The sequence below is a fragment of the Arthrobacter sp. NQ4 genome, assembly GCF_029077345.1.
Lineage (GTDB): Bacteria > Actinomycetota > Actinomycetes > Actinomycetales > Micrococcaceae > Arthrobacter.
Genome location: NZ_JARETC010000006.1, coordinates 17,503 through 29,611, shown reverse-complemented (window position 1 = coordinate 29,611; position 12,109 = coordinate 17,503). Strand labels below are relative to the sequence as shown.

Annotated in this window: 8 protein-coding genes; 3 read left to right on the top strand and 5 right to left on the bottom strand. The window is 67.7% G+C overall.

Features of this window, described 5'->3' with window-relative positions; all coding sequences use genetic code 11:
- Positions 1 to 45: 45 nt before the first annotated feature.
- The 3 genes from cydD to PUN51_RS11895 are packed head-to-tail and all read right to left on the bottom strand — an operon-like array spanning position 46 to position 6,180.
- On the bottom strand, positions 46 to 3,510 hold the full coding sequence (cydD, locus tag PUN51_RS11905; RefSeq protein ID WP_275181048.1) for a thiol reductant ABC exporter subunit CydD: 3,465 nt from the start codon (positions 3,508 to 3,510) through the stop codon (positions 46 to 48).
- Between the two features lies 1 nt (position 3,511).
- Positions 3,512 to 4,561, bottom strand: a complete 1,050-nt coding sequence (gene cydB / locus PUN51_RS11900; protein WP_275181046.1) for a cytochrome d ubiquinol oxidase subunit II — start codon at positions 4,559 to 4,561, stop codon at positions 3,512 to 3,514.
- Between the two features lie 14 nt (positions 4,562 to 4,575).
- Positions 4,576 to 6,180 (bottom strand): cytochrome ubiquinol oxidase subunit I, encoded by a 1,605-nt coding sequence (locus tag PUN51_RS11895; protein WP_159632190.1) that lies wholly within the window; start codon positions 6,178 to 6,180, stop codon positions 4,576 to 4,578.
- Positions 6,181 to 6,441: 261 nt separating this feature from the next.
- Between PUN51_RS11895 and PUN51_RS11890 the strand changes: the two genes are divergently transcribed.
- Both PUN51_RS11890 and PUN51_RS11885 read left to right on the top strand, forming a co-directional pair.
- On the top strand, positions 6,442 to 6,825 hold the full coding sequence (locus PUN51_RS11890; RefSeq protein ID WP_018769682.1) for a BlaI/MecI/CopY family transcriptional regulator: 384 nt from the start codon (positions 6,442 to 6,444) through the stop codon (positions 6,823 to 6,825).
- Between the two features lie 6 nt (positions 6,826 to 6,831).
- Positions 6,832 to 7,824 carry a M56 family metallopeptidase gene (locus tag PUN51_RS11885; protein WP_275181045.1) on the top strand — a complete coding sequence of 331 codons (993 nt, stop codon included), beginning with the start codon at positions 6,832 to 6,834 and terminating at the stop codon, positions 7,822 to 7,824.
- Positions 7,825 to 7,871: 47 nt separating this feature from the next.
- Here the strand turns inward: PUN51_RS11885 and PUN51_RS11880 are convergent, their stop codons facing one another.
- Positions 7,872 to 9,980 carry a DNA gyrase/topoisomerase IV subunit B gene (locus PUN51_RS11880; RefSeq protein ID WP_159632192.1) on the bottom strand — a complete coding sequence of 703 codons (2,109 nt, stop codon included), beginning with the start codon at positions 9,978 to 9,980 and terminating at the stop codon, positions 7,872 to 7,874.
- A 256-nt stretch (positions 9,981 to 10,236) separates the two neighbouring features.
- On the opposite strand from PUN51_RS11880, the gene PUN51_RS11875 reads away from it, so the two are divergent.
- Complete coding sequence (locus tag PUN51_RS11875; RefSeq protein WP_013600696.1) at positions 10,237 to 10,458, top strand: DUF7455 domain-containing protein; 222 nt, start codon at positions 10,237 to 10,239, stop codon at positions 10,456 to 10,458.
- A gap of 212 nt (positions 10,459 to 10,670) precedes the next feature.
- Here PUN51_RS11875 and PUN51_RS11870 read toward each other — a convergent pair whose 3' ends face one another.
- The gene (locus tag PUN51_RS11870) at positions 10,671 to 11,981 is read right to left on the bottom strand and encodes an RNA polymerase sigma factor (protein ID WP_159632193.1); all 1,311 of its coding nucleotides are present in this window, start codon (positions 11,979 to 11,981) and stop codon (positions 10,671 to 10,673) included.
- Positions 11,982 to 12,109: the final 128 nt, after the last annotated feature.

The window sequence follows — 12,109 nt, the reverse complement described above, 5'->3', positions numbered from 1 at the left end:
CCGCCGGCCCTCGAAGCCGGCGCGGCGAAGCGCATCCGGCAACACTCAGCGCGAGGGCGCCAGGGATCCCCGGGGCTGTCCGGCGGAGGCTGAAAGCTCCAGCCGGGCGTCGCCGGCGTGGATGTCAGCCGGGTTGTGCGTCACCAGCACCACGGTGCGGTCCCGCAGTCCGGCGCGCAGGTCGGCCAGCATGGCGGCCGCGGATCCGGCATCGAGGTGGGCGGTGGGTTCATCCAGCAGGATCACTTCCGCGCCCGTCAGCAGGGTCCGCGCTACCGCCAGGCGCTGGCGCTCGCCGCCGCTCAGGAAGGCACCGCCGGGTCCGATCCGGGTGTCCAGCCCCGCCGGCAGCCGGCCCACCAGAGCGGACAGTCCGACGGCGGCCAGGACGGCCTCCAGGTCGTGGTCCGCTGCCGGGGTCGCGCCGTTCGCGGCGGGCCGTCCCAGCAGCAGGTTTCCCCGGATGGTGGAATCGAACAGGTGGGCCTCCTGGGGGCACCAGGCAGCCCGGCCGGTGACCATGACCTGCCCGGATGCCGGTGGCAGGAAGCCCAGCAGCACCGAGAGCAGCGTGGATTTGCCGGAACCGGACGGTCCGGTGACCGCCAGCCAACGTCCCGGGACTGCCACGGCATCTACGCCGGAGAAGACCGGAGAGCCGCCCGGCCATGCCGCGGCCAGACCCACCAGTTCAACGCCTGGTGCATTCCCGGCCCTGGGGGGAACAGACTGCAGGCCCTCGGGGGTTTCCCCGCCGTCAGGGATCCCGCCCCCGTCAAGGGCCCCGGACTCCCCCACCCGGCGCAGGACGGAACGCAGCGCGGGGTACTGGCGCACCGCCGTCGTCATCGCCGCGTAGGGTTCCACCAGCGCGAGCAGCAGCAGGACCACCACGGCCGCCGTCGCCGGGGCCACCTGGGCCGAGACGACGCCTGGGGCGGCCAGCCACGCGGCCGCCAGGGCTGCCGTGCCGCAGGCCGCGGTGGCGACGCCATGTCCCAGCCCGTCGGCCCAGGCAGAGCGCTGCGATGCGCGCGTGGCCTGGCGGTCCTCCGCCAGCAGGGCGTCAAGCACGCGGGGCGCCACGCCGTTGGCGTGCAGTTCGGCCCGGGCATCGAGGGCAGCGGTGACGCGGCGCAGGACGCCGGACCGCAAGGATTGCTCGGCGGCGGCTGATTTGCGGTCGCCCCACAGGGCGGCGGCAGGTGCCAGCAGCAGCCCGGCAATTGCAGCTCCCACCACGGCGGGAAGGGCGTCCGGCACCAGGATGCCTGTGGCTGCCACGGCCAGGATGGACACCGCGAGCCCCGTGACGGGCGGCAGGACCACGCGCGGCAGGAGGTCCCGGACGGTGTCGACGTCATCGATCACCGTTCCCAGCACGTTGCCGCCCTGCAGGAGCCGGCGCAGCGACAGGGCCCTGCGGCTCAGCGACTCCCAGAGGCGGCCGCGGAGGCGGGTGAGTGCGGCGAACACGGCATCGTGCAGCAGCAGCCGTTCCCAGTAGCGGAACACAGCCCGGCCAATGCCGAAGAACCGGACGCCGACGATGGCGGTCAGGAGGTACAGGATGGGTGGTTGTTCGCTGGCCCGGATGATGAGCCAGCCGGACAGGCCGGAAAGCGCGACGGCGAAGACGGCTGCGAGGGTGCCGACGAAGGCCGCGGCCGCGAACTTGCCCCGGACCGGTGCCAGGAGGGCGGCCAGGAGGCGGGCGGCGCCGGGGGCAGCCTGTGCGGGGGCGCCCGCGGCCGGGTTTCGTGTGGCGGGGCGGTCCGTGGAAGCGGTGTCCGGGGCCCCCTCGTCTGCCGCGCGGGCTCCTGCCGGGCCGGCTGGAAGGGAGGCCGGCATGGTGGCGGGAAGCAACGCGGCAGCAGCACTCACCTGGTGGGCTGCAGCGTCGGCCCCCGGCGCCGGCGCCACCGGTACCAGCAGGTCCGCCAGCTGCCGGGTGCGCTGGTTGTGGGCCACCAGGATCACGGTGACCTGGCCACGGAGCCGGCGGATGGCGTCCTCGACGATCACGGCGGACGCGTCATCGAGGTGTGCGGTGGGTTCGTCGAGCAGCAGGAGGGTGGCGCCGGCCTCGATCCGGGCCAGGCCGCGGGCCAGTGCGACCCGGCGCAGCTCGCCCGGGCTCAGTTCCGCCTGGTGCTTTGCTGCCAGGTGCCCGGCGCCGGCGCGTTCCAGGCAGCGGCGCGCAGCCTCTTCCGCGGTGAACCTGTCCGGGCCATGCTCGGGGTCCGGTGAGAGGTAGAGCAGCACCTCGTCCAGGACGGTTCCGGCCACCATGACGGGGTGCTGCGGCACCCAGGCCACCGCGCGGCGGTCCAGTCCGCTGATGGACCCGGTAGTACTGGTCCCGCCGCCGTCGCCGACCGTTCCGGCGAGAACGCCCAGGACGGTGCTCTTGCCGGCGCCGCTGGGGCCGTCCAGGGCGGTGATCCTGTCCTGCGGTGCGGTGAACGTGAGGGGCCCGACGGCGGCTCCGGACCGGCCGGCATACGTCACGGTGAGTCCGGTGACCTCCAAGGGGGCGCCGGGCCTGCCGGCTTTCGCAGCGGGCAGGGGTGCAGCCTCGGGAGCCCCGGTCACGGCGGCCGTTTCCGCGAGCGCCACCCTGCCGTCGTCGCTGGCGTGGTGGGCGGTGCCAAGTTCGCGCAGCGGAAGGTAGCAGTCCGGCGCCAGGATGAGCGCCAGCAGGCCGGCCTCCAGCGGCATGTCACCATGGACCAGCCGGACGCCAATGAAGACGGCCACCACTGCCACCGAAATGGTGGCGATAAGTTCCAGGGCCAGCGCGGACAGGAACGCGGTGCGCAAAGTGCCCATGGTGCGCGAGCGGTATTCCTCCGAAATCTCTTCAAGGGCCTTGCGTTGGGCGGTGGCACGTCCCAGCCCCACCAGGACCGGCAGGCCCTTGGCGAGCTCCAGCATGTGCGCGGAGAGCCGTGCCAGCGACGCCTGGGCCTGCCGGACGCTGTCCTCGGTGTAGCGGCCGATCAGCACCATGAACACCGGGATCAGCGGCACCGTCAGCACGATGACCAGCGCACTCACCCAGTCCGCGAAGAGGATCCGGGCCCCCAGCAGCAGCGGAACGGCCGCGCAGTTGACCAGTGCGGGAAGGAACTGGGTGTAGTAGCTGTCCAGGGCGTCCAGGCCGCGGGTGGCGAGGACCGCCAGGCCGCCGTCGCCGGGGCCGGATCCGCGCACACCGGTGCGCAGGGCGCGCTCCAGCAGCTCAGCGCGAAGCTCCTCCTTCACGCCCAGTGCCGCGCGGCGTGCAGCGACGGCCTGGCCCCACACAGTCAGGGAGCGGAGGACGACGCCGGCAAGTCCGGCGGTCAGCTGGCTCCCCCACGCCGGGTTCCCGGCAACCAGTCCCGCCAGGACGGAGGCCACTGCCTGCCCGATCAGGACCAGGGACAGGGCCTTGAGCGCGGCCAGGAGTCCCAGCCAGTAGATCGCTGAGCGGGTGGACGGACCGGCGGGGAAAGTTGGGCGCACGTCAGCCCTTGGTGGTGAAGGCCCTGGCGGCGACCGCCGGGAGGAAGCTGTGGGCTTCCGGGATGTGCGCGGCGCTCACCCGGCGGCGGAACACCCAGTAGGTCCATGCCTGGTACGCAATCACCAGGGGAAGGCCGAATGCCGCCACAATGCTCATCAGGCCCAGGGTGTAGTCCGAGGAGGATGCGTTGGAGATGGTGAGGTCGAAGGCGCTGTCCAGCGTGGAGGGCAGCACCACGGGGAACACGGCGCCGAAGATGGCGGTGGTGCCCAGCACCAGGAAGCCGCCGAGGGCCAGGAACGCCCTGCCTTCAGAACCCCTCCGTGCCAGCAGCCAGGCAGCGATGGCGGCGCCTACGGCCAGGACGACGGCGGCCCAGGTCCAGGGCTTGCCGTCCATGAACTGGATGGCGAGTGCCCATGCCGCGATGGGCAGGAGCAGGACCGGCAGGAGCCGCACGAACCACTGGCGGGCCCGGTGCCGGACGTCCCCGTCGGTCTTCAGGGCCAGGAAGGCCAAGGCGTGCAGGAGCGAGAACCCCACCACCGCCACGCCGCCAAGAAGGGCGTAGCCGCTGAACCAGGCCATGGGGCCGCCTTCGCGGTCGCCGTTGGCGTTCAGCGGCAGGCCGGTGGTGGTGAGGGCCAGGGCGGCCCCAACGCCGAAGGCGGCGAAGAAGGAGCCCAGCGCGATGGCCCAGTCCCACCGGTTCCGCCAGCTGTCGGTGTCCACCTTGCCGCGGTACTCAAACGCCACGGCACGGAAGATCAGGGCCAGCAGGACCACCAGCAGCGGCAGGTAGAGCGCGGAGAACAAGGAAGCGTACCAGAGCGGGAAGGCGGCGAAGGTGGCACCGCCTGCAGTCAGCAGCCACACCTCGTTGCCGTCCCAGACGGGTCCGATGGTGTTCAGGAGCACGCGGCGTTCGGTGTTGTTGCGGGCGAAGAGCTTCATCAGCATGCCGACGCCCAGGTCGAAGCCCTCCAGGAAGAGGTAGCCGGTCCACAGCACCGCGATGGCGACGAACCATATGGTGGGAAGCAGTTCCATTGTTTGTTCCTCTGCTAGTAGGCGAAGGCCAGGACGTCGTCGGCGGGCTTGGTGTCCCCGTTGCCGCCTGGGCCGGGCGTCTGGTCCTCGTTTTCGTCCGCGGGTGCATGGGCGAGTTCCGGCATCGCGGAGACCACGCCGCCGCGGATGTACTTGACCAGCAGTTTCACTTCCACCACCAGCAGGACGGCGTACACGGCGGTCAGGGCCACCAGGGAGGCGATCAGTTCCCCTGCGGAGACACCCGGTGACACGGCGGCTGCGGTGAACATGAACACCTGGTCAATGCCGCTGGGATCAGGGTTGGGCGCAACCACGAACGGCTGGCGGCCCATCTCGGTGAAGATCCAGCCGGCGGCGTTGGCGCCGAAGGGTGCCAGGATGCCGAACACGGCCAGCCGCATGAGCCACCGTGCTTCGGGCACCGTCCCCTTGCGGGTGAGCCAGAGTGCCACCAGTGCCGCCAGGGCGGCGAGTCCGCCGAAGCCGATCATCATCCGGAAGCCCCAGTAAGTGACTTCCATGACGGGGACGTACTGGATTTCCTGGCCGGCGCGTTCGCCGTAGATGGGATTGTCCGGCAGGTGGGTTCCGTAGTTGGCCTTGTACTCGGGCAGCAGGCTGTTGACGCCCTGGACCTCGGTGGTGAAGTCGCCCTTGGCCAGGAAGGACAGGATGCCGGGGACTTCGATCACGGCCACCACGTCGTCGCAGTTCTTGGATCCCACGTTGCCGATGCTCAGGACGGAGAACCCGGTGCCGTCGTGGCAGGCGGCCTCCGCGGCGGCCATCTTCATGGGCTGCTGCTGGAACATGAGCTTGCCCTGCAGGTCACCGGTGACCGCGGTGCCGGCGAAGGAGATCATGGCCACCACGGCGCCGATGCGCAGGGACCGGATCCACACGCTGTGGTCGGTGCGGTCGCGGCCGGGGATGCGGGCGTCTTCACCGGGGATGACGCGGCCGTCGGCGCCCACGGTGTCAATGCCGTCGTGCCGCCTGCGCCACAGGTGGTACCAGGCAATGCCCAGGAGGAATCCGCCTGCTACGGCGAGAGCACCAAACAGGGTGTGCGGGACGGCGACGAGGGCGGTGTTGTTGGTGAATACTGCCCAGGCGTCGGTCATGACGGGCCGGCCGTTGATCATTTCCACGCCCACCGGGTGCTGCATCCAGCTGTTGGCCACGATGATGAAGTAGGCGGAAAGTGCTGATCCTATGACGGCCACCCAGAGGCAGGCCAGGTGGATGGCGGGCTTGAGCTGCTTCCAGCCGAAGATCCAGAGGCCCAGGAAGGTGGACTCGACGAAGAACGCCAGGAGTGCCTCAAGGGCCAGCGGTGCGCCGAAGACGTCACCGACGAAGCGGCTGTACTCGCTCCAGGCCATGCCGAACTGGAACTCCTGCACGATGCCCGTGGCAACGCCCATGATGAAGTTGATGAGGAAGAGCTTTCCCCAGAACTTGGTCATGCGCAGGTACTCGGGCTTTCCGGTGCGGTACCAGGCCGTCTGGATCACGGCGACCACCAGGCCCAGGCCAATGGTCAGCGGCACCATCATGAAGTGGTAGACCGTGGTGATACCGAATTGCCAGCGTGCGATTTCCAAGGCGTCCATGGCAGTCCCTACTGTAAGCCAATGCAGTTTTCTACGCTTCGTAGAACTTTAACTTCTACACAGTGTAGAACATGGTCGACGGCGGGCGAAAACCGATCACCCTCCCTAAGGATCGCCCACCGGGACGCGGCGCGCCAGATGTTCTACCCGATGTAGAAGGTTCGGCGGTTTAGGGGTAAATTTAGTTGTGTAGTTGAACAACCGCGTGTCGTCACCGGGCGCCTCACAGCGCACGGTGCGGGGAAATAAAGGAAAAGTGAAATGGCTAGTCTTGGTGAACTGGAACGGGCAGTGATGGACCTGCTCTGGGCGGGCCAGGAAGCGGCTACGGCCAATACCCTGAGGGACCAGCTGGCGCGCACGTCGGCTGCACAGGGCGGACCGGGCCACGAAGGCAAGGAACTGGCCGTCACAACGGTGCTTACCGTACTTTCCCGCCTGGAGAAGAAAGGGCTGGTTGAGCGCGAACGCGGAACCCGCCCGCACCGGTACCAGGCAGTGTCCAGCCGTGCAGACCACACCGCCGAACTCATGCATGAGGTCCTCGGGTCAGCCCCGGACCGCGAGGCCGTCCTGGCCCGCTTCATCGGGTCTGTCTCCGAAGGTGAAGCCGAAACGCTGCGCAAACTGCTGGGTCACCTCTAACACACCATGTTCTGGGCCTCATACCTGCTGGCGGTCCTTGCGATAATCCTGGCCTGGCCGGTGCCAATCCTCCTGTCACGGGCCCAGTGGCCGGCCAGATCGCCCTTCACGGCCATGCTGCTGTGGCAGGCAATCGCGCTCGCAGGTGGGCTTTCCATGATCGGCGCCATGCTGGTCTACGGCCTGGAACCAGTTGGTGACAACCTCATCGCGGGGCTGCGCGCCCTTGCCGGCATGGTGCTTTTCAATGCCCCCACCACGGCACTGGGGTTCTGGCACATCTTTGCCCTGTCCGCTGCCGCACTGCTCACGGCCCACCTGGTCTTCACGCTGCTGCTGACGTATTACAAAATTCAGCGGCAGCGGCGCCGGCACCGGGAACTGCTCGCCCTCCTCGCCTCGCCCTCGGCCCAGGGCGCCGGAACGCTCGTCATCAACCACGATTCCCCTGTCGCCTACTGCCTCCCGGGCGGCGCACGCTCGGTGACCGTCCTGTCGGACGGCCTCATGGCGGCACTTGAACCGGCCGAACTGCGTGCCGTCCTGATCCACGAAAACGCCCACCTGAGCCAGCGGCACCACCTGCTCCTGTGGGCCTTCGCAGCCTGGCGGCAGGCCCTTCCATGGCTGCCCACCACCCGGCTGGCGCAGGAGTCGGTGAATTCGCTGATCGAAATGCTGGCCGACGACGTCGCGCTCCGGACCGAGAGCAAAGCGACCCTGATCAAGGCCATCGCCATTGTGGCCAGCGGCTCTGCAGGCAACGCGGGCACCACGGACATCCGGCCGTCCTCCCCCACGCTGGCCCTGTCCGGACTCGAGGCAGCATCGGGCGGCCCGGGCTCGGACGCCGTCCGGACCGCAGCCTCCAGGGTCAGCCGCCTCCTGACGCCGCAGCCCCAGCTTCCGGCGGCCGTCCGCAGTGCGGTCATGGCCGGCTGCGCGCTGCTCCTGGCGCTGCCCACCGCACTGCTTGTGGTCCCCGGGCTGCTCGGCTGAAACCGGCCGCACACACCTGCCCGGCCACAGACTGACGCCGCCGGCGGTCAGGCGTCGATGCGCTCCCGGTCCAGGCTGGATGCACCGGCAATGATGAAGTCCTTGCGCGGGGAAACGTCCGAGCCCATCAGCAGGTCGAAGATCTCTTCCGCCTGCTGGGCGTTTTCGATTCCCACCTTGCGCAGGGTGCGGTGCCGCGGATCCATGGTGGTCTCGGCCAGTTGCTCGGCGTCCATTTCCCCCAGGCCCTTGTAGCGCTGGATCGGTTCCTTGTACCGCTTGCCTTCCTTGGCCAGGCGGGCCAGGAGCACGTGGAGCTCGGCCTCGGAGTAGGTGTAGATCATTTCGTTGGCCTTCTGCCCGGCGTTGATGACTTCCACCCTGTGCAGCGGAGGGACCGCGGCGAACACCCTGCCTTCGAGGATCATGGGCCGCATGTACCGGAAGAAGAGGGTCAGCAGCAACGTCCGGATGTGGGCACCGTCCACATCGGCATCGGTCATGAGGATGACCTTGCCGTAGCGCGCTGCGCTGATGTCGAAGCTGCGGCCGGACCCTGCCCCGACCACCTGGATCAGGGCCGCACACTCCGCGTTCGAGAGCATGTCCCCCACCGAGGCCTTTTGGACGTTCAGGATCTTGCCGCGGATGGGCAACAGGGCCTGGAAGTCGGAGGAGCGCGCCAGCTTGGCCGTGCCCAGCGCGGAGTCACCTTCCACGATGAACAGTTCGGAACGTTCGACGTCGTCCGTCCGGCAGTCAGCGAGCTTGGTGGGCATCGAGGAGGTTTCCAGCGCGTTCTTGCGCCGTTGGGTCTCCTTGTGCACGCGGGCCGAGATGCGGGACTTCATCTCGTTGACGATCTTTTCCAGCAGCAGTGCCGACTGGGCCTTGTCGTTCCGGTTGCTGGAGGACAGTTTGGCGGAGATTTCGCGCTCCACCACCTTGGCCACGATGGCGCGTACGGCGCTGGTGCCCAGGATCTCCTTGGTCTGGCCCTCGAACTGGGGTTCGGCGAGCCGGACGGTCAGCACGGCGGTCAGGCCGGCGAAGATGTCGTCTTTTTCGATCTTGTCGTTGCCGGCCTTGAGCTTGCGGGCATTGGCCTCCACGGCTTTGCGGAAGGTCTTGATCAGGGCCTGTTCGAACCCTGACTGGTGCGTTCCGCCCTTCGGGGTGGCGATGATGTTCACGAAGCTCCGCACGGTGCTGTCGTAGCCGATCCCCCAGCGGAGCGCCACGTCCACCTCGCAGTCGCGCTCCACCTCGGCCAGCTGGCTGTGCCCGCGTTCGTCAAGGACCGGGACCGTTTCCTTGAACTTTCCTGCGCCGTGCAGCCGCCAGACGTCGGTGACGGCCGGGTCCGCGGCGAGGAACTCGACGAATTCGGAAATGCCGCCGTCGTGGTGGAAGACCTCTTCGTGGGGGCCGGCCTCGCCCGGGGTTCCGGGGACCTTGCGCTCGTCCCGCACGGTGAGCTTGAGGCCGGGCACCAGGAAGGAGGTCTGGCGGGCACGGGCAACGAGGTCCTCGTAGGAGAACTTGGCGTCCGGGGTGAAGATCTGCCGGTCAGCCCAGTAGCGGATCCTGGTCCCGGTGACGCCGCGCTTGGCCTTCCCCACCACGTCCAGGACGGAGTCGTTGACGAACGGCGTGAACGGTGCTGCCGGGTCCAGGCGGGAACCGGTGTCCTTGAAGCGGCCGGGCTCGCCGCGGCGGAAGGACATGCGGTACGTCTTGCCGCCCCGGTCCACCTCGACGTCCAGCCGCGAGGACAGGGCGTTGACCACTGAGGCGCCCACGCCGTGCAGGCCGCCGGACGCGGTGTAGGAGCCGCCGCCGAACTTGCCGCCGGCGTGGAGCTTGGTGAACACCACTTCGACGCCGGTGAGGCCCGTCTTGGGCTCCTTGTCGATGGGGATGCCGCGGCCGTCGTCGTGGATTTCCACGGAGTTGTCCGCGTGGAGGATGATGCGGATGTCGTGGCCGAATCCGGCCAGGGCCTCGTCCACGGAGTTGTCGATGATTTCCCAGAGGCAGTGCATGAGGCCGCGCGAGTCGGTCGAACCGATGTACATGCCCGGGCGCTTGCGGACGGCTTCAAGGCCTTCCAGGACGGAGAGGTGCCGGGCGGTGTACTCAGAGCTGGGTGCCACTGGTGATGAACTCCTTCAGGGACGTCGACGCGGCGCTGGGACCGCACCTTCCAGAATAGTCGGCGGCAGCGGCCACAGCCGTCTGCCACACCCACGGGCCGGTGTGCGGCACGCCACGGGCCTTGGTGACGGGCGGAACTGGGCAGTTCTTGACCGAACCTTGCGGATACGCGCACAGCGAACTTGCCCCATCCTTGCGATGGTTTGGATACGAATGCTGGTTATATAGATGTACTGATCTACTAAGGAGGCCGATATGACAACAGCAGTGGCAGACCGCACGCTTAATGCACTGGACCGGTGCGACCGTTGCGGAGCTCAGGCATATGTCCGGGTTGTACTCGAGTCCTCCGGCGGTGAGCTGTTGTTCTGCGGCCACCACGCCCGTGCAGTCGAGGCGACGCTCAAGCCGTTGAGCTCCGACTGGCACGACGAGACGGGAAAGCTTCACGAGAAAGCTGCCGTTGAAATCGACTAGATGAGGCATCGGTAACAACGAACCCTGCGGGACTCTTCCACACGGAAGGGTCCCGCAGGCGTTTAAGGAGGCGGAGCCGGACTGGGCCCGGCCGATAGCGGAACAGGACCGCCTGCCAGCCCGGAGACGACAGAACCGAAAACTAACAGGGGCCGTCCCGGACCCACTTTTCAGTGGATCCGGAACGGCCCCTGTTCGGCCCTGCGAAGGGTTTAGTCCAGGTAGTCCCGCAGCACCTGCGACCTGGACGGGTGGCGGAGCTTGGACATGGTCTTCGATTCGATCTGGCGGATCCGCTCGCGGGTGACGCCATAGACCTTTCCGATTTCGTCTAAAGTCTTCGGCTGTCCATCCGTCAGGCCGAACCGCATGGCGACGACGCCGGCCTCGCGCTCGGAAAGGGTATCCAGCACCGAGTGCAGCTGCTCCTGCAGGAGCGTGAAGCTCACGGCATCGGCCGGGACAACGGCCTCAGAGTCCTCGATCAGGTCACCGAACTCGGAATCGCCGTCCTCACCGAGGGGGGTGTGGAGCGAAATCGGTTCGCGGCCGTACTTCTGGACTTCGACAACCTTTTCCGGGGTCATGTCCAGTTCCAGTGCCAGCTCCTCGGGCGTGGGTTCGCGGCCCAGGTCCTGCAGCATCTGGCGCTGGACACGTGCCAGCTTATTGATGACCTCAACCATGTGCACCGGGATACGGATGGTGCGGGCCTGGTCGGCCATGGCGCGGGTAATGGCCTGGCGGATCCACCAGGTGGCGTAGGTGGAGAACTTGAAGCCCTTGGTGTAGTCGAACTTCTCCACGGCGCGGATCAGGCCAAGGTTGCCTTCCTGGATCAGGTCCAGGAAGAGCATGCCGCGGCCGGTGTAGCGCTTGGCCAGCGAGACCACCAGGCGCAGGTTGGCCTCCAGCAGGTGGTTCTTGGCGCGCTTGCCGTCGTGGATGATGAACTCGAGCTCCCGCTTGTACTTGGGATCCATGGATCCGTCGTCAGCGGCGATCTTCTCCTCGGCAAACAGCCCGGCTTCGATCCGCAGCGCAAGGTCCACTTCCTGCTCCGCGTTGAGCAGTGCCACCTTGCCGATCTGCTTCAGGTAGTCCTTGACGGGGTCAGCGGTGGCACCGGCGGACATGACCTGCTGCACCGGGGCGTCATCGTCGTCGGCGTCGGAGTAGACGAAGCCCTTGCCGCTGCCGGCGGCACCCTTGACGGGTTCAGCGTCGGCATCCTCAACTGCGTCCGCACCTTCGAGGACGATGTCGTCGAGGTCTTCCTCAACTTCTTCGACCTCGTCCGTGTCAACGTCACCGGACTTTCCAGCGGCCGCTGCTGCAGCCTTGGCGCCGGGCTTGGGCCCACGCTTCTTGGGCTCGCGCTTGCCGTCCGCTCCAGCCTCGCCGGCCGAAGCCTTGTTGGCAGCACGCGTGGCTGCCCGCTTGGCGTTGGTCGCGGCCTGCTTCTCCTCAGGGGACAAGACGTCCTGGGCGGCGGAATCCTTCTTCGTGGAAGACGGGGTCACAGAAAACCTTTCTAGCGGTGGTCTGTGGAATCACCATACGGGCAACACCACTATGACCCTGTCAAGTCCGTGATGAAAACCAAGCGCCACCACGGCCGGCAGAGTCACTTAAGACAACTCCCGAAGCA